The 17,267-nt window shown below is 66.6% G+C and carries 23 protein-coding genes and 1 pseudogene; 19 read left to right on the forward strand and 5 right to left on the reverse strand.

Annotation, left to right across the window (positions count from 1 at the left end):
• Positions 1-45 precede the first annotated feature (45 nt).
• From VMR39_RS17750 to gp17, 9 genes are all read left to right on the forward strand, one after another.
• The gene (locus VMR39_RS17750; RefSeq protein WP_325417510.1) at positions 46-321 is read left to right on the forward strand and encodes a hypothetical protein; all 276 of its coding nucleotides are present in this window, start codon (positions 46-48) and stop codon (positions 319-321) included.
• Positions 269-754, forward strand: coding sequence for a DUF2335 domain-containing protein (locus tag VMR39_RS17755; protein ID WP_325417511.1), 486 nt, complete (start codon positions 269-271; stop codon positions 752-754). Before VMR39_RS17750 ends, VMR39_RS17755 begins: the two co-directional genes overlap by 53 nt.
• 107 nt (positions 755-861) lie before the next feature.
• Positions 862-1,989, forward strand: a complete 1,128-nt coding sequence (locus VMR39_RS17760; RefSeq protein WP_325417513.1) for a phage major capsid protein — start codon at positions 862-864, stop codon at positions 1,987-1,989.
• Between the two features lie 147 nt (positions 1,990-2,136).
• Positions 2,137-3,537, forward strand: coding sequence for a tail fiber domain-containing protein (locus VMR39_RS17765; protein ID WP_325417515.1), 1,401 nt, complete (start codon positions 2,137-2,139; stop codon positions 3,535-3,537).
• On the forward strand, positions 3,524-3,694 hold the full coding sequence (locus VMR39_RS17770; protein ID WP_325417517.1) for a hypothetical protein: 171 nt from the start codon (positions 3,524-3,526) through the stop codon (positions 3,692-3,694). Before VMR39_RS17765 ends, VMR39_RS17770 begins: the two co-directional genes overlap by 14 nt.
• Positions 3,691-3,969 carry a hypothetical protein gene (locus tag VMR39_RS17775; RefSeq protein WP_325417519.1) on the forward strand — a complete coding sequence of 93 codons (279 nt, stop codon included), beginning with the start codon at positions 3,691-3,693 and terminating at the stop codon, positions 3,967-3,969. The genes VMR39_RS17770 and VMR39_RS17775 overlap by 4 nt, the downstream gene beginning before the upstream one ends.
• Positions 3,969-4,505, forward strand: a complete 537-nt coding sequence (locus tag VMR39_RS17780) for a head-tail connector protein (protein WP_325417521.1) — start codon at positions 3,969-3,971, stop codon at positions 4,503-4,505. Before VMR39_RS17775 ends, VMR39_RS17780 begins: the two co-directional genes overlap by 1 nt.
• The gene (locus VMR39_RS17785) at positions 4,502-4,696 is read left to right on the forward strand and encodes a hypothetical protein (protein ID WP_325417523.1); all 195 of its coding nucleotides are present in this window, start codon (positions 4,502-4,504) and stop codon (positions 4,694-4,696) included. The genes VMR39_RS17780 and VMR39_RS17785 overlap by 4 nt, the downstream gene beginning before the upstream one ends.
• Before the next feature lie 2 nt (positions 4,697-4,698).
• On the forward strand, positions 4,699-5,103 hold the full coding sequence (gp17, locus tag VMR39_RS17790; RefSeq protein WP_325417554.1) for a tail completion protein gp17: 405 nt from the start codon (positions 4,699-4,701) through the stop codon (positions 5,101-5,103).
• Positions 5,104-5,197: 94 nt separating this feature from the next.
• On the opposite strand, the gene VMR39_RS17795 is transcribed toward gp17, so the two are convergent.
• Positions 5,198-5,755: a hypothetical protein gene (locus VMR39_RS17795; RefSeq protein ID WP_325417556.1), complete on the reverse strand. Its 558-nt coding sequence runs from the start codon at positions 5,753-5,755 to the stop codon at positions 5,198-5,200.
• Between VMR39_RS17795 and VMR39_RS17800 the strand changes: the two genes are divergently transcribed.
• The 10 genes from VMR39_RS17800 to VMR39_RS17845 all read left to right on the forward strand — a co-directional run bounded on the left by VMR39_RS17800 (position 5,660) and on the right by VMR39_RS17845 (position 14,711).
• A complete protein-coding gene (locus VMR39_RS17800; protein WP_325417525.1) occupies positions 5,660-6,067 on the forward strand; it encodes a phage tail protein in 408 nt (135 codons plus the stop codon). The genes VMR39_RS17795 and VMR39_RS17800 overlap by 96 nt on opposite strands.
• Complete coding sequence (locus tag VMR39_RS17805; protein ID WP_325417527.1) at positions 6,064-6,372, forward strand: gene transfer agent family protein; 309 nt, start codon at positions 6,064-6,066, stop codon at positions 6,370-6,372. Before VMR39_RS17800 ends, VMR39_RS17805 begins: the two co-directional genes overlap by 4 nt.
• A complete protein-coding gene (locus VMR39_RS17810) occupies positions 6,369-6,566 on the forward strand; it encodes a phage tail assembly chaperone (RefSeq protein ID WP_325417529.1) in 198 nt (65 codons plus the stop codon). Before VMR39_RS17805 ends, VMR39_RS17810 begins: the two co-directional genes overlap by 4 nt.
• A gap of 31 nt (positions 6,567-6,597) precedes the next feature.
• The gene (locus VMR39_RS17815; RefSeq protein WP_325417531.1) at positions 6,598-7,149 is read left to right on the forward strand and encodes a tail tape measure protein; all 552 of its coding nucleotides are present in this window, start codon (positions 6,598-6,600) and stop codon (positions 7,147-7,149) included.
• Positions 7,146-9,485 (forward strand): DUF2460 domain-containing protein, encoded by a 2,340-nt coding sequence (locus VMR39_RS17820; protein WP_325417533.1) that lies wholly within the window; start codon positions 7,146-7,148, stop codon positions 9,483-9,485. The genes VMR39_RS17815 and VMR39_RS17820 overlap by 4 nt, the downstream gene beginning before the upstream one ends.
• Complete coding sequence (locus tag VMR39_RS17825) at positions 9,482-10,306, forward strand: DUF2163 domain-containing protein (RefSeq protein ID WP_325417535.1); 825 nt, start codon at positions 9,482-9,484, stop codon at positions 10,304-10,306. Before VMR39_RS17820 ends, VMR39_RS17825 begins: the two co-directional genes overlap by 4 nt.
• Positions 10,303-10,674, forward strand: a complete 372-nt coding sequence (locus tag VMR39_RS17830) for a peptidoglycan endopeptidase (RefSeq protein WP_325417538.1) — start codon at positions 10,303-10,305, stop codon at positions 10,672-10,674. Before VMR39_RS17825 ends, VMR39_RS17830 begins: the two co-directional genes overlap by 4 nt.
• 9 nt (positions 10,675-10,683) lie before the next feature.
• The gene (locus VMR39_RS17835; RefSeq protein WP_325417540.1) at positions 10,684-12,885 is read left to right on the forward strand and encodes a phage tail protein; all 2,202 of its coding nucleotides are present in this window, start codon (positions 10,684-10,686) and stop codon (positions 12,883-12,885) included.
• Positions 12,886-12,933: 48 nt separating this feature from the next.
• On the forward strand, positions 12,934-13,431 hold the full coding sequence (locus tag VMR39_RS17840; RefSeq protein ID WP_325417542.1) for a DUF2793 domain-containing protein: 498 nt from the start codon (positions 12,934-12,936) through the stop codon (positions 13,429-13,431).
• A 200-nt stretch (positions 13,432-13,631) separates the two neighbouring features.
• Positions 13,632-14,711 carry an OmpA family protein gene (locus VMR39_RS17845; RefSeq protein WP_325417544.1) on the forward strand — a complete coding sequence of 360 codons (1,080 nt, stop codon included), beginning with the start codon at positions 13,632-13,634 and terminating at the stop codon, positions 14,709-14,711.
• A gap of 344 nt (positions 14,712-15,055) precedes the next feature.
• Here the strand turns inward: VMR39_RS17845 and VMR39_RS17850 are convergent, their stop codons facing one another.
• From VMR39_RS17850 to VMR39_RS17865, 4 genes and pseudogenes are all read right to left on the reverse strand, one after another.
• Positions 15,056-15,409 (reverse strand): YbaN family protein, encoded by a 354-nt coding sequence (locus VMR39_RS17850; RefSeq protein ID WP_325417546.1) that lies wholly within the window; start codon positions 15,407-15,409, stop codon positions 15,056-15,058.
• Positions 15,410-15,984: 575 nt separating this feature from the next.
• On the reverse strand, positions 15,985-16,368 hold the full coding sequence (locus tag VMR39_RS17855; protein WP_325417548.1) for a Rap1a/Tai family immunity protein: 384 nt from the start codon (positions 16,366-16,368) through the stop codon (positions 15,985-15,987).
• Between the two features lie 31 nt (positions 16,369-16,399).
• On the reverse strand, positions 16,400-16,867 hold the full coding sequence (ruvX, locus tag VMR39_RS17860) for a Holliday junction resolvase RuvX (protein ID WP_414712547.1): 468 nt from the start codon (positions 16,865-16,867) through the stop codon (positions 16,400-16,402).
• Between the two features lie 39 nt (positions 16,868-16,906).
• Positions 16,907-17,267 (reverse strand): annotated as a pseudogene (locus VMR39_RS17865) (hypothetical protein); the annotation flags it as partial.

Genomic DNA, 17,267 nt, shown 5'->3' on the forward strand with positions numbered 1-17,267 from the left:
GGAACCTGTTAACGCCCCAGCAAGTTCACTAGCGTAGGAGTTGTTATGAACGAACGTCCTACATATATGTGCATCATGAATTGGTCTCATTTCAAAACTGGAATTAAAAGTTTTGGACGCGGTTTCGGCGAAGGCTTCTCTGCACATTGGTCATTTTTTGACGAGGCTAGCTTCCCTCGAGCGAATTCGGTTGATGTTTCAATTCGAACGGCTTGGCGCAGCGTGGGAGATGCTTTACACAATGCCGAAAGTGTAGAGCGGGGCAACATTGACAAAAGAACTGGTAAATTCGTCAAAAAAGATCGTGCCGCGATTGACTGATGGTGAAAAGGCTGACTTGGCTGATGAAATAGCTAAGCGAATTGGAGCTTTGGTGCCGCCGGGGCAGAAGGCTCAAGTTGTTGCTCAGGTTGTCAGTCTTGTTCAGCAAGAACGATTTTCTGGGCCTATTGCTCACCCGAAGCATTTGCGCGAGTATGAAGAAATTCTTCCAGGTTCGGCAGATCGTATTATTGCGATGGCTGAGAGAAGTTTGAATCATGCTCAAGATATTCAAATGCATGCTCTTCGCGCCGATGTGGGTGATGTTAAGGCAGGGCGATGGTTCGGCTTTGCAGCACTAATTGTCTTAATCGCTAGTGCTTTTGCATGTGGTTATTTGGGAAATAATACCTTGGCGTTGGCTTTCCTTGCCACGGGTGCGCTTGGAGCAATCGGCGCATTTATTAAGGGGCGTGGCGCTCAAAAGGAATAATTTTAGTGACTAGTCATATACTTATGTAAGTTATGAGCATTCTCATGATTTTCAGGCGGTCCCATCCGGGGCCGCCTTTTTTCGTTTCTGCAAGCAGGAGAAAGTGCATGACGGATCAGGTGATGGACGGGCTGGAAGCGAGCTTCGACATGGTCGCGCAGGGGGAGCGGATCGAGGGATTGGAGAGTGAGGTGGCGGCGCTGAAGGGGGCGTTGCTGGCGCAGCAGCGGCCGGCGCTGGATGGGGTGAAGGGGGGCGCGGTGGACCCGGCGCGGGGGGCTTTTGTCGAGCGATACCTGCGGCAGGGACTGGAAGCGGGCGTCGAGTTGAAGAGCTTTTCCGGCGCGAGCGGCGCGGCGGGGGGCTATGCGGTGCCGCGCGAGATCGACCAGTTGATCGGAACGACGCTGAAGGCGATCTCGCCCATTCGCGGCATCGCCAATGTGGTGCGCACGGGCACGGCGGGCTATCGCAAGCTGGTGACGTCGGGCGGTATCGTGTCGGGCTGGGCCAGCGAGACGGGCGCGCGGGCCGAGACGGGGACGCCGGTCTTCAACGAGATCGTGCCGCCTTCGGGCGAACTGTTCGCCAATCCGGCGGCGTCGCAGGCGATGCTGGACGACGCGCAGTTCGATGTCGAGGGCTGGCTGGCGAGCGAGATCGCCCGTGAGTTCGCGGTGGCCGAGGGCGCGGCCTTCGTCAGCGGGAATGGCACGAACAAGCCCAAGGGCTTCCTGACCTACACCACGACCAGTGAGGCGGACAGCGTGCGCGCGTTCGGATCGTTGCAATATGTGGCGTCGGGGGCGGCGGGCGCCTTTCCGGGTACCAATCCGCAGGACAGGCTGGTCGATCTGGTGCAGAGCCTGCGCGCGCCCTATCGTCAGGGGGCGTGCTTTGTCATGAACAGCGCGACGCTGGCCGTGATCCGCAAGATGAAGACGAGCGATGGCGCCTTCATCTGGCAGCCGGGGCTGAGCGCGGCGCAGCCCGCGACCTTGCTCGGCTATCCGGTGGTCGAGGCGGAGGACATGCCCGACATCGCGGCGAACAGCCTGTCGATCGCTTTCGGCAATTTCCAGATGGGCTATGTCATCGCCGAACGCAGCGACACCAGCATCCTGCGCGATCCGTTCAGCAACAAGCCGTTCGTGCATTTCTATGCGGTGAAGCGGATCGGCGGCGGCGTGGCGAACAGCGAGGCGATCAAGCTGATGAAATTTTCGGCGACCTGATCCGTGGGAAGGGGGGAGGTGTTGCGCCTCCCCCTCATCCAACTGCGCCTGGCCAGCAAGCTGGCAAGGCTTCGTATCCTTTTCCCCGTGGGGAGAAGGTTTGGGGGAGCTTCCGGGCTTCCCCTTTTTTGTTGCTGGAGAATGGGCGTGGGGATCACGGGGCTGGAGATGGCCGACCTGGTGCGGGAGGTCTGTTACGATATGGGGCGCGGCCGGTTGCGGCTGGATGGGGCGATGGCGGGCTATCGCGCTTTTACCGGGGCTGTCGGCGAGGGCGCGGCCTTTCCCTATGTGATCATCGGGACCGGCGAGCCGCTGCAATGGGAAGCGGGGACCGGGCGGATCGATGTCGACGGGCGGCTGGTGCGCGGGCCGGTGGCGTCGTCGGCCGATGGCGCGGCGGTGGATTTCGCCGCGGGCGAGAAGCGCGTCGGGCTGGCGGTCCATGCCGGGTGGATCGCGGCGATGGAAGCGCATGGTCATGGCGTCGGGGATGTCGAGGGGCTGGCCGAAGCGCTGGCCGGGCGGCAGGCGGCGAGCGGGGAACTGGATGCGATCGCCGGGCTGACGGGGGCGGCGTTCGGGCGGTCGCTGCTGACGCAGGGCAGTGCGGAGGCGGCCCGGTCGAGCATCGGCGCGCTGGGAAATGGCGGCGTGCAGCGGATGAACGGGGCGGAACTGCACGTCAATGCGCTGACAGGAAGCGACCAGACGCTGGAAAACTGGATGGGCAAGATGTCGGTGATGGCGCCGGCCATGTCGCTGGTGATGGATGGCGGACAGGCCAGTTTCCGTGTCGTGGCGGCGGGCGGACTGGCCAATAACCGTCTGTATCGCATCAATGGAACGCTGGCCGCGCGGACCGATGTCATGAGCAACGACGTGATCGGCGACTATAGCTGTCTGGGGCTGATCAGCGGCAGCTTTACCGAGCTGTCGCGCATCCGCACCACCTATGTCGCGACATCGCCGGGTTCGACCAATCTGGCGTCGCGGATGAGCTTTCAGGTCGGGCGCAACGGGTCGGCGTCGATGCAGGAGGCGCTGCGACTGGAATATCAGGCGCTGACGGCGTTCGGTGCGGTGGCGCCGTCGAGCGACAATGGCTTTGCGCTGGGCGGCGCGGCTGCGCGATGGTCGACCGTCTATGCCGCGAGCGGGACGATCAGCACGTCGGACGCACGGGCCAAGCAGGATGTCGCGGCGGTCGATGACGCGCTGCTGGACGCCTGGGGCACGGTGGCGTGGCGATGGTTTCGTTTCGGCGAGGCTGTGGCGGCCAAGGGCGCGGCGGCGCGATGGCATGTCGGGCTGGTGGCGCAGGAGGTGCGCAATGCGATCGATGCGCGGCTGGGCGAGGGTGCGGCGGTGCGGCTGGGGCTGCTGTGCCATGACGCCTGGGATGCTGCGGAGGATGTGGCGGCAGGGGATCGCTGGGGGCTGCGCTACGAGGAGTGCCTGGCGCTGGAGGCGGCGTGGCAGCGGCGGCGCATGGCGGGGATCGAGGCGCGGCTGGACGCGCTGGAGGCAGGCGATGGTGCAGGGTGAGGCGCTGGGCGCCGAGGTGATCGGGGTGCTGGAAGAGGCACGGCGCGGCTGGGCGGGGCCGTGGAGCGAGGGCGTGCGGCCGGGGCAAGGCGCGCGCGCCGGGGCGGTCGTGCGGGCGTCGCAGACGGAAGCGGAACGGGGGAGCAAGATCAGATGAGCCTGTTTGTGAAGGATCCGCAGGCGCGGATCGACCATGAGATCGACTGGTCCGCCTATCTGGCGGCACAGACATTGATCGCGAGCAGCTGGGCAGTGGAGCCGGAGGAGGCGGGCGGGCTGGTCACCGAGCAGAGTGCGTTCGAGGACCAGCGCAGCAGCGCGCGGCTGTCGGGCGGGCTGGTCGGGCGGCTCTATCGGCTGACCAATCATGTGATGCTGTCCGACGGACAGGTGGACGAACGGTCGGTGACGATCCGGGTGGAGGAGCGCTGATGCGGACCGAGCCGGAAAGCGGGGGGCTGGCGGCGTCGCTGGCGGAATTGAAGGCCTATCTGCGGATCGAGACGGGCGGGGAGGATGCCGTGCTGGCGGGATTGCTGCGCAGCGCAGCGACATTGTGCGAGCAGTTCGTCGGGCAATGGCTGGTCGCGCGGGAGGCGCGCGAGACAGTGGCGGGGACGGGCGGTTGGCAGCGTCTGTCGGCGCGGCCGGTACTGGCGATCGAGAGCGTGGCGGCGGTGGATGCGGACGGGGAGAGCGAGGCTTTGCCGGTGGACGCCTATGCGATCGATATCGATGCGGCGGGCGACGGATGGGTGCGATCGACGCGGGCGGGGGACCGGCGGGTGCTGGCCGTCAGCTATCGCGCGGGCATGGCGGGGGAACTGAATGGGCTGCCGGAGGCGCTGCGTCAGGGGATCGTGCGGCTGGCGGCGGACCATTATCTGGCGCGCGGGGCCGAGAGCGCTGCGCCGCCAGCAGTGGTGAGCGCGCTGTGGCGGCCGTTCCGGCGGATGCGGCTGACATGAGGGCGGCGTTCGTGCGGATGGCGGAGGCGCGGGCGGCGCGGCGGCGGGAGCGGATCGCGGCGGCGCTTGCGGAAGAGGGTGTCGTGGCGGTGGTCGAGGGCGAGGCGGTGCGCGCGTCGGGGCGGGGGCTGGCGGGACGCTGGTGGCGTGATCTGGCGTTGCGTGAGGCTGGCCAAGGGAGGGGGAGATGAGGATGGGCGCGGAAGTGGCGGTGCGGGCGGCGGTGATCGCGGCCCTGCGGGCGGATGGGGCGCTGATGGACCAGGTCAATGCGCTGTATGATGGCGAGCCGGGACGCGCGGCGGCCCCCTATGGGGTGGTCGGCGAATGTCTGGGCGCGGACTGGGGTGGCAAGGATGTCGAGGGGCGCGAACTGCGGCTGACCATCGCGCTGGTCGTGGCGGAAGAGACGCCGGGACGGCTGGCGGGGATGATGGCGCGGGTCGATCCGGCGATAGGCGCGGCGGGCGCGCAGGATGGTTGGCGGATCGTCAGCGCGCGGCTGCTGCGGTCGCGGGTGGCGCGCAATGGCGGTGGCGGGTCCGGATGGCGGGCGGTGGTCGACTATCGGGTGCGGGCGGTGCGGGGAGGGGCGTAGGTCGATAGCCTTCCGCTGAAGGAATGACAGCTGGACCCCGGCTCAAGGCCGGGGTGACGAGCTTGGAGAAGGATCGCGCTGAGCGGCGTTCGGATCAGCTTGGGCCGCTGCTTTCTTCAAATTCGCCGGTGATCTTGTCGACATATTCCGAAATCTGGTCGTCGGCATCGCTGCTGGCGTCGGCGTCGGACATCTTGTCGGCCTTGTCCTGCGCGATGATGGCGGCGCGGAAGGCTGCTTCCTTGTCGGCGCAGGCCTTCTTGATGGCGGACTGGAAGTCGCCGACGGTCAGCTTCTTGTCAAGCGAGGGCTGCATCTGCGCGCTGAGGCACTTTGAAAATTCCTTGCGACCGTTGCCGACGGGATCGGCTGACGGGGTGGCGGCAAGCATCATCACGAGCGAAACAGCAACAATCATCGGGACCTCTCCATAAACCCCAGATTCACGCTGAGACAGGGCGCGCAGGCCGTGCCTCATGTCTCCTGTTTTTTCGCGATTTTCCGGGCCGTAGCGAGGTGCTGCGCGCGTCGGTGTCGCTTGGCTGGAGAATGCGCCATGGGCGTCGAAAAAGGAAGTGCGTTTTTGCTGAAGGTCGGCGACGGAAACGTTCCGGCAACTTACGCGACGGTGGCAGGAATGCGCACCACTCAATTGTCCGTAAACGGCGAGGCAGTGAACATCACCAGCAAGGATTCGGGCGGCTGGCGCGAATTGCTGTCGGGCGCGGGCGTGCGGTCGGTCAGCGTGTCGGCGGCGGGGCTGTTCACCGGATCTGCGGCGGAAGTCCGCATCCGCAACCATGCGCTGTCGGGCACGATCGAACATTATGAGCTGAGCTTCGAGAGCGGGGAACGGATGCGGGGGCGCTTCCTGGTCACGCGGCTGGACTATGCCGGCGACTATAATGGCGAGCGCAACTATGCGCTGAGCCTGGAAAGCAGCGGTGCGGTGGTGAGCGAATGAGCGCGGCCAACGCTGAGCGCGGGGAAACTGCGCTGGAACTGGGCGGTGAGACCTTGGCGTTGCGGCCTAGTTTCGCGGCTTTGGTGGCGGCGGAAGCGGAGCTGGGGCCGCTGTTCGACCTGGTCGAGCGGGCGGCGGACGGAAAGCTGTCGCTGGGCGATCTGGTGGCCCTGTTCTGGCACTGCCTGGTCGATCGCGAGCGGCTGACGCGCGAGGCGCTGGGCGAGGCGGTGCTGGCGGTGGGGCTGGCGCGGGTGACGCCGGTACTCAAGGCCATCCTGCAACAGATATTGGCGGGGAAATGACGCGATTTACCGACATGGCCGGGCGGCTGGCGGGGGTGGCCGGTTGGCTGCTCGGCTGGCGGCCCGACGAGTTCTGGCGCTCGACCCCGGCGGAACTGGCGGCGGTGCTGCGCGCGGCGCGGGGCGAGGAAGAGCCGGGGGATGGCATCGATGGGGTGGAGTTGCAGCGGTTGATGGGGGTGATGCCGGATTGAGAGGCAACGGATGTAGGGGCGGGGGAGCCAGATGGACGAGGATATCGAGACTTTGGTGGTGCGGGTGCGGGCCGATACCCAGGGGCTGAGCCGCGATGTCGAGGCGATGCGGGGGACGCTGGAGGGGCCGCTGGCGGATGGCGCCGAGCGGGCCGGACGGCGGATCGAGCAGGGGCTGTTGCGCGCGGTGCGGACGGGCAAGTTCGGCTTCGAGGATTTGAAGCGGATCGCGCTCAGCGTGCTGAACGATATTGCGATGAGTGCGCTGCGATCGGCGACAGGTGGGGGGAGCGGGGGGCTGCTCGATCTGGGGACGAGCGTGCTGTCGTCGGCGCTGGGGCTGCCGGGGCGGGCGACGGGCGGGCCGGTGACGCCGGGGCGAGCCTATATGGTCGGCGAGCGCGGGCCGGAGGTCTTCGTGCCGACGACGAGCGGACAGGTGGTGGCCAATGGCGCCAGCGGTCCGCGGGACGTGCGGGTGAGCATCGCAGTGAACGGGCGCGGCGGGGAGAGCGAACCGCGACTGCTGGCGCGGAGCGCGCGGCAGGTGGCGCGGGCGGTGAGGGGAGCGCTGGAGCGATGAGTATCGGATATTGGCTGGCGGATGCCCGGCGAGGGCAGGAGGCGGGTTTCCTCAAGCGCTTTGCCGCGACGCACTGGACGGTGAATTTTCCCCGGCCGATGATGGCGAGCGTCGTCACCACCGCGCCGGACGCCGTGCGGGTGGATGCGGTTTTCCACGGGTCGGGCGATCTGGCGGGGCTGATCTGGGAGGCGGAGGATCGGTGGAGCCATAAGCTGCTGGCCTATGAGACGCGCCGGGATTTTCGGGACTGCATGCTGTCCTTTCGCTGGCGATCGTCCGGGTTGCGCAGGCTGGACGAGACGCATGGGCCGACGCTGACCATCGAGGGGCGGGACGAGGCGGGCGTGGCGCGGGCCTGGTATGTGCGGCTGTGGAACCATGCGAGCGGCGGGCCGGAAGATGCAGTCGTGACGCTGGATTTTTCCGCGCTGGTCGGCGGGTTCGACCTGCCGGAGGATAGTGATCCGGTTTGGGCGGGGGATGTGGACCGGATGTTCATATCGCTCGTGCCGCCTGAGTATGATGAGGGGGATAGGCCTTTTCCGGTCGCGGTCGAGGGGTGGGCGGAACTGAGCGATATAAGGTGCGACGGCGCGGGGTCGGTGCTGGCGGTCGGTGACGTGATGCTGCCCGAACATGGCCTGTCGATGGCGACGGGCTATGATGATGGCTTCAACCAGACGCCTGAGCGGATCGTCGCTTCGATCCATGCGCTGGGCTATCGCGGGGCGATCAATCATTATGTCGGCATGAGCCATTATTTCCGGCTGGAGCGGTCGGGTGAGGGCTTGTTCGTCAGTCTGGCGGGCGGGGTGCTGAACGAGCCTTGCGCGGCGTGGCATCGGGACTTCGCGGCGCGGGCCAAGGCGCTGGGGTTCGGCGTCATCTGGTCGCTATCCTATGAACTGTTCGATGCGCATTGCTGGAACGACTGGAAGCAAAGGGCGGAAAATGGTGACCCGGCGCTGACCGGATGGTCGCCGCCATCGACCCTGTTGTCGCCGGCCCATGGCGGGGCGATGGCCTATTTGCAGGCGGTGGCGGGGGCGTTCGTTTCCATTGGGTTGGAGGCGGGGCTGCCTATCCTGTTTCAGGTCGGTGAACCCTGGTGGTGGGTGATGCCGGGGGATGGGCGCGTCTGTATTCATGACGATGCTGCGCGGGCGGCGCTGGCCGGAATGACTGGCGGCGCGCCGGTTTCTGTTCCGAGTGTCTGGGGTGCGTTGAGCGCGGCGCAGGGCGACCTGCTGGATGCCGCGGGCGCTTTGCTGGCGGCGTCGACGGCGGCGCTCTGTGCGGCGGTGAAGGCCGTGGCGCCGGGGGCGGTGACGCATCTGCTGGCCTATCTGCCGACGATCCTCGACCCGCGCGCGCCGGAGGCCAAGCGGGCGAACATGCCGGTGGGCTGGGCTTCCCCGGCTTTCGATGTTTTGCAGCTGGAGGATTATGACTGGGTGACGGGAGGGCGGCCCAATCTGACGGTGCGTGGCGTGGAACTGGCGACGGCGCGCCTCGGCTATCCGGTGGAGGAGCAGCATTATCTGGCGGGCTTCGTGCTGCTGCCGGAGCAGGCCGGGCAGTGGCGCGAGATAGCGGCAGCCGCGCAGGCTTCGGTGGCGCGGGGGACGGCGGCGACCTTTGTCTGGGCGCTGCCGCAGGTCTGCCGTGACGGCTTTACCTGTTTCAGGATCGATGGGGAGGATGATGTGCAGGCCTTTGACGATGTGCTTTTCCCGGTTCCCATCGGGCGCGAGGCGAGCCTGGCACCGACCTTTTCGACGCAGATCGTCGAAAGCCCGGCGGGCCATGAGCGGCGGTCGAGCGACTGGGCCGATGCAAGGCTTTCCTATGATGCCGGGCCGGGCGTCAGGTCCGAGGTGGACATCGCGACGCTGATCGAATTTTTCCGGGCAAGGCGCGGGGCCGCGCGCGGGTTCCGCTTTACCGACCCCTATGACGATCGCAGCGGTGCGCCGGGGGCTGCGCCATCGCCGATCGACCAGCGGCTGGGCGTGGGCGACGGGGTAACGTCCGAATATCGGCTGACGCGATATTATGGCGTGGGCGCGGAGGCGCAGGCGCGGATCATCACCCGACCGGTGGCTGGGAGCATCCGGGTCGCGGCCGATGGCGCCGAACTGGCGAGCGGATGGAGTCATGGGGGGCTAGGCGTGATCGCGTTCGATGTCGCCCCGGCAGCCGGCGTGGTGCTGACGGCCGGCTATCGCTTCGACGTGCCGGTGCGCTTTGCCGAGGATCGGCTGGAGATCAGCCGCGCGACCTTTGCCGCGGGCGAGGCGGTGTCGGTGCCGCTGGTGGAGATACGCGAATGAGCGGGGGGCTGGACGAGCCGCTTTGTACGCTGGCCTTTTGCTGGCGGATCGAGCGGCGGGACGGGGTGACGATCGGCCTCACCAGCCATGATCGCGATCTGGCGATCGGCGGCCTCATCTATCGCGCCGCGCCGGGGATGACGCCGGCGGCGGTGCGGAGCGGTATCGGCCTGGATGGCGAGGATAGCGATGTGGCGGGTGCGCTGTCGAGCGATGCGATCAGCGAGGCGGACCTGATGGCAGGGCGCTGGGACGCCGCGGCGCTGGAACTACGGCTGACCCAGTGGGAAGCGCCGGGCGCGCTGTGGCTGTTGCTGGCGCGCGGCGAAATCGGGGCGGTGTCGCGCAAGGGGGCGAGTTTTTCCGCCGAGTTGATCGGGGCGGCGGCGGTGCTGGGGGAGCCGGTGGCGCCTTCCACGTCGCCTGATTGTCGCGCGCGGCTGGGCGACCGGGCGTGCCGGGTCGACATGGCGGGGCGGCGCAGGGTGGTGGCGGCGGCCTCGGTCGAGGGGGCGACGGTGGCTGTGAGCGGACTGGCGGCCGGGATTCTGGCGGCCGGGATTTATGCGTTCGGGACGTTGCGCTGGATGAGCGGGGCCAATGCGGGGTTGGTGCAGGCGGTGGTCGATAATGATGCCGGTGGCGTGACGCTGGCCGATCCGCCGGCTTTTGCGGTGGAGGCGGGGACGCTGGCGCTGCTGGTCGAGGGATGTGACCGGCAACTGGCGACCTGCGCGGCCCGGTTCGGCAATGTCGCGAACTTTCGGGGCGAGCCTTATCTGCCGGGGATGGACCTGCTGACCCGCTATCCGGGCGCATGAGCGAGGTCGTCGAGCGGGCGCGGACGCTGGTCGGGGTGCCGTTCAGGCTGCATGGGCGCGGCAGGGATGGGCTGGACTGCGTGGGGCTGGCGGCGCTGGCTTTGGGCAGAACGGGCGTGACCAACGCCTATGGGCTGCGCAGCGGGGATGCAGTTCGGGCGGAAATATGGTTGCGGGCGGCCGGCTTGCGGCCGGTCGAGCATGGCGGGGCGGGCGACCTGGCGCTGGTGCGACCGGGGCCGTTGCAGCTGCATCTGATGATCGCGACGGGCGACGGCTTCGTCCATGCCCATGCGGGGCTGGGGCGGGTGGTGGAGACGCCTGGCCCTTCGCCCTGGCCGGTCCTGGGCTGGTGGGCTGCGGATTAGGAGAATATTATGGCGACGGTGGTGCTGACGGCGGTTGGAACGGCGCTGGGAGGGCCGGTAGGCGCGGCGATCGGGGCCGTGATCGGCAATGTCATCGACAATCAGGTTTTGTTCAAGGCGAAGGGGCGGGAAGGCGCGCGGCTGGCCGACCTGCAATTGCAGACGTCGAGCTATGGCACGCAGGTTCCGAAGATATTCGGGACGATGCGCGTGGCCGGGACGGTGATCTGGGCGACGGACCTCAAGGAAACGAAGGCCAAGAGCGGCGGCGGCAAGGGGCGGGGGAGCGTCACCAGCTACAGCTATTCGGCGAGTTTCGCCGTCGCCTTGTCGGCGCGGGCGATCCGGGGGGTGAAGCGCATCTGGGCGGACGGCAATCTGCTGCGGGGCGAGGCGGGGGACTTCAAGAGCGAGATGTCGGGCTTTCGGGTCCATGTCGGAGGCGAGGATCAGGCGGTCGATCCGCTGATCGCGTCGGCCGAGGGGATGGCGCTGACGCCGGGACATCGGGGCATTGCCTATGCGGTGTTCGAGGATCTGGCGCTCGCAGACTATGGCAATCGTATCCCGTCGCTGACCTTCGAGGTGGAGGCGGACGCGGGGGCGGTCGGGACGGGCGCGATCGCGGCGGCGCTGAGCAACGGACGGTTGGTCGGAGAAGGCTTGCCCGGCGTGGACGGCTTTGCGGCGAGCGGGAGCGATGTACGCGAGGCGATGGCGCCACTGGTCGAGGCGCAGGGGCTGGCGCTGCAATCGGGGGAGAGCGGCATGCGGCTGGTGGCGACGCCATCGGTGGCGGATGGCGTGACTGGTGACGCGGCGCTGGCGCGGCGCGTCAACGGGCAGGCGGTCGATCCGGTCGAGCGATCGGGCGGCGCGGCCGATGGCGTGCCGGTGGCACTGAGTGTCCGTCACTATGATGCCGCGCGCGACTATCAGGCGGGTGTGCAGCGGGTGACGCGGCCGGGGCCGGGACGCATGGAGAGCGGGATCGAACTGCCCGCCGTGCTGGATGCCGATGCGGCGCGCGGGCTGGCGGCGGCGCGGATCGGTGCGGCCTGGAGTGGGCGGGCGACGATGACGCTGCGCTGCGACTGGCGCGCGCTGGCGCTGGTGCCGGGGATGGTGGTGACGGTTGCCGATGCGCCGGGCCTCTGGCGGATCGAGGAGCGGGAATGGGAGGCGATGGTCGTGCGGTTGGCCTTGCGCCGTGTGCCGGGGGGCAAAGGGAGCCTGCCGACAGGCGCTTCGTCCGGCGCTATCGTGCGGCAGGTGGATGCGCCGCATGGCGTGACGACAGTGATGCTGGCCGACCTGCCGCCGCTGCGTGACGGGGTGGCGAATGCGCCTCTGGTTGTGGCGGCGGCGAGCGGCGGTGCCGGATGGCGCGGGGCGGCGCTGTTCGTGACGGGGACGAGCGGTGAGGCGACGCCGATCGGGCGGAGTGCGCCGCGCGCGTTGATGGGCGTGGCGGAAGGGGTGTTGCCGGCGGGGAGCGCCACACTGGTCGACGGGCGCCATGCGCTGGCCGTCACTTTGCTGGCGGCGGATATGGAACTGACCTCGACCGACGAGGCCGGGCTGGCGCAGGGGCGCAATCTCTGCCTGCTGGGACGGGAATTGCTGCAATATGGAGAGGCGGAACGGACCGGGCCGGGACGCTGGCGCCTGACGCGGCTGCGGCGCGGGCTGCGCGGCACCGAATGGGCGATGGCGGGGCATGGCGCGGGCGATCGCTTCCTGCTGGTCGAGGAGGAGCGGCTGGTGGAGCCGCTCGCACTATTGGGGAGCGAGGGCGAAGTGGGCGGGGCGCTGGCCCTGTCGGCGATCGGCATCGGCGATATCGAGCCGGCCATGTCGTCTCTGGCCGTCACGGGCGAGGCTTTGATGCCGCCAGCGCCGGTGCATCTGACCGCGCGGACGGACGGCAGCGACGGCTGGGCGATCAGCTGGACGCGCCGGAGCCGCAATGGCTGGCGATGGCTGTCGGGTGCGGACGTGCCGATCGCGGAGGAGAGCGAGCGCTATGCGATACGGGTGATGCGTGGCGCGGCGCTGGTTCGCAGCGCGGAGACGGGCGCGCCGGGCTGGATCTATGACGCGGCGATGATCGCTGCGGACGCCACGGTCGGGCAGGCGCTCGTGGTCGAGGTGCGGCAGATGGGAAGTCTGGCGCTGGGGCGCGAGGCGCGGATCGGGCTCCTCGCCTGAGCGGCCGATCGGGATGAAAGGTTGGGACGAAGACGAGGAGGGTGAGATATGGATGCGACACCGCGCTGGACGCTGCCGCTGCTTTATGCGGGGCAGGCGCAAAAGGAAATCTTTCATAACGAGGCGTTGGTGCTGGTCGACGCCTTGCTGCACGGGGTCGCGGAAAGCGCAGATCTCGCGACACCGCCGGGCGATCCGGCGGTCGGACGGTGCTGGATCGTCGCTACAGGGGCGAGCGGCGAATGGGCGAACTGTGTCGGCATGATTGCCTGCTGGACCGAAGGCGGGTGGCGCTTCGTGGCGCCGCGTTGCGGATTGTCCCTGCATGTCACAGACCGTTCTCACGCGCTTTTCCATGATGGCGTTGAATGGCGGGCGCCGGCTGTGCGGAACGATGGCGTGTATCTGGACGGCGTGAAGGTTGTTGGTGCGCGGGCCGCCGCTATTGCCGAGGCGACCGGGGGCGGCGTGATTGATGCGGAGGCGCGATTAACCATCGTTGCCATTCTGGCGGCGCTGCGTACACATGGCCTGATCGATAGCTAATATTACGTTGACATGCAGGTCATGTTGCAGCGGTGCGTCAATAGCCATCGGGTCTGGCGATTTAGCCTGACGATTCTGCATCGGCTACGCTAGTGCGTTATTTTTGCAACGGTTTCACTAATTGTGGACTTGCCATGAAACCTTCTTGCCGATACAGGGTTTCAGCAGTCCTTCGTGACACTTTTGAAAGGGGAATTCATATGCGGAAGCTTGCCCTCGCGGCTGCGCTTGCGACCAGTGCCCTGGCCACCCCGGCCCTGGCGCGTGATAACAGCTGGTATGTTGGCGTAGACGCCGGCGTGCTCCTCGTCGAAGACCAGAACCTGACCTTCGATTCCGTTCCCACCGGTGGTTCGGCGGTTCCGTCGATCGACTACCACAAGGGTTATGATTTCGACGCGAACATCGGTTACGACTTCGGTGGCTTCCGCCTCGAAGCCGAAGCCGCTTACAAGCGCGCCAAGATCGACATCGACCGGACCGATGGTGGCTTCGGCGGTGCGGCTTCGGCTCTCTCGTTCATGCTGAACGGCCTGCTCGACTTCGGTCCCGATGACGGCCTGCAGGGCTTCGTCGGCGGCGGTGTCGGCGTGTCGCGCGGCAAGCTGGCTTCGGACATCGTGAACGACAGCGACACCGGCTTCGCCTGGCAGGCGATCGCGGGCGTTCGCTACCCGGTCACCAACAATGTCGACGTCTCGCTGAAGTATCGCTTCTTCAACCAGGACGATATCAAGCTGATCCCGGCCTATTCGAGCATCTACGGCAACGCCGGTTCGAACGCCGAAACCAAGCTGCGCACGCACAGCCTGCTGCTCGGCCTGACCTACAACTTCGGCGCTCCGGCTGAAGCGGCTCCGCCGCCGCCGCCTCCCCCGCCGCCGCCCCCGCCGCCCCCGCCGCCTCCGCCGCCGCCCCCGGCAGCTGAGTGCGCGCCTGGCCCGTACATCGTCTTCTTCGAATGGGACAAGTCGGACATCACGCCTGACGCCGCCACCATTCTGGACAACGCGGTTTCGGCCTACAGCAGCTGCGGCAGCGCCCAGGTCATGCTGGCTGGCCACGCGGACAAGTCGGGTTCGGCTTCGTACAACGTCGGTCTGTCGCAGCGTCGCGCTGACGCCACCAAGGCCTATCTGGCTTCGAAGGGTATCCCGGATGGTGTCATGACCACCCAGGCCTTCGGTGAATCGCAGCCGCGCGTCGAAACCGCCGACGGCGTCCGCGAAGTCCAGAACCGTCGCGTGGAAATCAGCTACGGTCCTGGCGCAGGCATGTAATCAGATTGTCCGTCCTTCGGGATGGATGAGGGAAGAGGGGCCGGTCGCAAGACCGGCCCCTTTTTCGTTGGGTGTTGATTGGCGTGTTATGGCCTTCATGGCATGAGCCGGCGGGGACAAGCCGGTCCCCAAGTCTGTCTGCAATTGGTCGTTTCAGCTCTGTCTGGCGTCTTGTCGATCCCCGGTATGGCGTCATTCCTGCACTTTCGGCCGGGACATATCTTTTGGCGCCCTCAGATACGGCGTGCGAATTGGCTCCGGTGAGCGTCGCGGGGCAGGACAGATGGAGACAGGATATCCTGCCCGGCGGGGCATGGCCCAGAATGGCGGTTACGCGGCGACGCTCATGCCTCCGGCCGCGTCCAGATCCAGCTGCCGCCGATCAGGGCAGCGGAGACAGGGACGAGGAACCATGGCCAGGGTGAAAAGAGCAACGCCAGCAGCGTGCTGAAGGCGAAGGCGACGAGGGCGGCCTTCTTGCCGCGGCGGCTGATCGCGCCGCGTTCCCGCCAGCGACGGATATGCGGGCCGAAATGTCGATGGTCGAGCAGCTTTGCTTCCAGCCGCGGGTTGGATCGCGCAAAGCAGAAGGCGGCGAGAATCATGAAGGGGACGGTGGGCAGCAGCGGCAGGAACACGCCGATCGTGCCAAGGCCGATCGAGAGGAAACCGGCGATGAGATAAAGGTGCCGCCGCATACTCGTCCTGTTCCGGGCCGACGCAACGGACCGGCTGCCATGCTATTGCTTCGCAGCTGCGTCCTGCTGTGGCAAGTGGTAGTGGTGTATGGGTTGGCGGATGTGGGGGCGGGATGTGTTGACCTGGCGGGACGGATGGTTCTCGCAGAATGGCGGCAGGCTGATCCGTGCATTCGAGATCGGCCGGAAAGACCATTTTTTGCCATTCCTTCGCCCTTGGAGAAGGATACGAAGCCTTATCCGGAGGTGGATGAGGGGGAGATTGGCGCAAGTTCAGCCTATTCCTTCAGCCTATTTCGCGAGGTTGCCTGCCCTTTCATCCAGCTACGACCAGGCAGCGAGCTGCCAAGTCTACGCAGCCTCGGCCAGAGGCACGCTATTCTGACCGACCCTCAAGGGAGAGGCATATAAGAATGTCCGCGATCCAACCCTTTTCTTCATATTCGCCAACGTCAGCATCCATCAGCTCAATGGTGGCAGATCGTGAGCGGGGAGGCTGATGGACTGCGGAGCGGGTCGGGATGGCATTATAAGGGTAAGCTAGTAGATTCCGCCTTCTTCCCGATCTGACCGCGTCAGCGCTTCTTTCTTGTCGCTTTCTTGGGCGCGGTCTTGCCGCTGCTCTTCGGGCAGGGCCAGGCCTTGCGGGTGGCGGCGAAGACTTGAGAGGATGCGGATTTGGCGCGGTCGATCGGGTTCTTGCTGAGATAGTCGACCGTGGCGTTGCGTAGCTGGCTGATCGTCACGTCGCCGGGGATGCAGCTTTTGAGCTTGTTTACCTCCCGCGTCGTGTTGAACGCGTCGACCGCGCCGCTGATATAGCCGAGGCATTCATAGGTCCGCTCGAAATAATCCTTGCCGCCTTTTTCAGCGGTGCAGGCCGCGTACAATTGGTCGCCGGTGTAAAATCCGGCATGGGCCGTGGCGGGGAAAAGTCCGCAGGCGGCCAGTGTTGCCACGTAGAGAAGTTTCCTGGGGTGCATGATCAAATCACTCCAGCCCTGCCACCAGGCCGTCGATCGCGCCCTGCAATATGTAGCTGGCGGCGAGCTTGTCGACCAGTTCCTCGCGGCGGGCGCGGCTGGCGTCGGCTTCGAGCAGGGTGCGGGTGACGGCCTGGGTCGACCAGCGCTCGTCCCAGAGCAGCACGGGATGGCCGAGGTCCGAGATATTATGGGCGAAGGCGCGGCTGGCCTGGCTGCGCGGTGAATTGGTGCCGTCGAGATTGAGCGGCAGGCCGATGACGATGCCCTTCACCTGCTGCTGTTCGATGAAGGCGGCCAGCGCAGGCTTGTCCTTGCTGAACTTGCCGCGATTGACGGTGTAGGCGGGGCTGGCGATCGTCCAGGCGGCGTCGCACAGGGCAAGGCCGATCGTCCTGGTGCCGACATCCATGCCGATCAGCCGTCCGCCCTGCGGCAGCGCTTCGCGAAAGGCCGCGCGATCCGTTGTAACCAGTGTCATGGGCATGCCCCCTGTCACTTTTTCAGGCCGGAGTCACTTCTTCGTGAAGGCCGCCAATCGTTTCTGCGCGTCCTGCCGCACATTGCCCCAGAACAGACTGTAGTCATAGACATGGTAATTGTTGCCGGGCAGGGTGAACGGCCCCATGTCGACCGGCTCCCCGATCATCAGCACGCCGCTGGTGTCGCAGCGGGCGGGGACGATGCCGGTGACGAGCTTGGGCGGCTGGCCCTGTTCGCGCGCGTCGAGCGTGCCGATATTGGCGCTGGCCGGTGCCTTGCCGTTGAAGGCACCAGTGATCGGGTTGGTGCAGAGCATGTGCGTGCCCTTGCGGGGCTGGCCGGTATAGCCGGTCTTGCGCTCGAAGCTTTCGACCACGGCGGAAGGGTCGGCC

The organism is Sphingobium sp., assembly GCF_035511395.1.
Taxonomy (GTDB): domain Bacteria; phylum Pseudomonadota; class Alphaproteobacteria; order Sphingomonadales; family Sphingomonadaceae; genus Sphingobium.

What these genes read in the sequence shown, in the direction of transcription:
- VMR39_RS17750 (WP_325417510.1), top strand. Translation starts at nt 46, where the DNA reads ATGAACGAACGTCCTACATATATGTGCATCATGAATTGGTCTCATTTC.
- VMR39_RS17760 (WP_325417513.1), top strand. Translation starts at nt 862, where the DNA reads ATGACGGATCAGGTGATGGACGGGCTGGAAGCGAGCTTCGACATGGTC.
- VMR39_RS17770 (WP_325417517.1), top strand. Translation starts at nt 3,524, where the DNA reads ATGGTGCAGGGTGAGGCGCTGGGCGCCGAGGTGATCGGGGTGCTGGAA.
- VMR39_RS17775 (WP_325417519.1), top strand. Translation starts at nt 3,691, where the DNA reads ATGAGCCTGTTTGTGAAGGATCCGCAGGCGCGGATCGACCATGAGATC.
- VMR39_RS17780 (WP_325417521.1), top strand. Translation starts at nt 3,969, where the DNA reads ATGCGGACCGAGCCGGAAAGCGGGGGGCTGGCGGCGTCGCTGGCGGAA.
- VMR39_RS17785 (WP_325417523.1), top strand. Translation starts at nt 4,502, where the DNA reads ATGAGGGCGGCGTTCGTGCGGATGGCGGAGGCGCGGGCGGCGCGGCGG.
- gp17 (WP_325417554.1), top strand. Translation starts at nt 4,699, where the DNA reads ATGGGCGCGGAAGTGGCGGTGCGGGCGGCGGTGATCGCGGCCCTGCGG.
- VMR39_RS17800 (WP_325417525.1), top strand. Translation starts at nt 5,660, where the DNA reads ATGGGCGTCGAAAAAGGAAGTGCGTTTTTGCTGAAGGTCGGCGACGGA.
- VMR39_RS17805 (WP_325417527.1), top strand. Translation starts at nt 6,064, where the DNA reads ATGAGCGCGGCCAACGCTGAGCGCGGGGAAACTGCGCTGGAACTGGGC.
- VMR39_RS17810 (WP_325417529.1), top strand. Translation starts at nt 6,369, where the DNA reads ATGACGCGATTTACCGACATGGCCGGGCGGCTGGCGGGGGTGGCCGGT.
- VMR39_RS17815 (WP_325417531.1), top strand. Translation starts at nt 6,598, where the DNA reads ATGGACGAGGATATCGAGACTTTGGTGGTGCGGGTGCGGGCCGATACC.
- VMR39_RS17820 (WP_325417533.1), top strand. Translation starts at nt 7,146, where the DNA reads ATGAGTATCGGATATTGGCTGGCGGATGCCCGGCGAGGGCAGGAGGCG.
- VMR39_RS17825 (WP_325417535.1), top strand. Translation starts at nt 9,482, where the DNA reads ATGAGCGGGGGGCTGGACGAGCCGCTTTGTACGCTGGCCTTTTGCTGG.
- VMR39_RS17830 (WP_325417538.1), top strand. Translation starts at nt 10,303, where the DNA reads ATGAGCGAGGTCGTCGAGCGGGCGCGGACGCTGGTCGGGGTGCCGTTC.
- VMR39_RS17835 (WP_325417540.1), top strand. Translation starts at nt 10,684, where the DNA reads ATGGCGACGGTGGTGCTGACGGCGGTTGGAACGGCGCTGGGAGGGCCG.
- VMR39_RS17840 (WP_325417542.1), top strand. Translation starts at nt 12,934, where the DNA reads ATGGATGCGACACCGCGCTGGACGCTGCCGCTGCTTTATGCGGGGCAG.
- VMR39_RS17845 (WP_325417544.1), top strand. Translation starts at nt 13,632, where the DNA reads ATGCGGAAGCTTGCCCTCGCGGCTGCGCTTGCGACCAGTGCCCTGGCC.
- VMR39_RS17850 (WP_325417546.1), bottom strand. Translation starts at nt 15,409, where the DNA reads ATGCGGCGGCACCTTTATCTCATCGCCGGTTTCCTCTCGATCGGCCTT.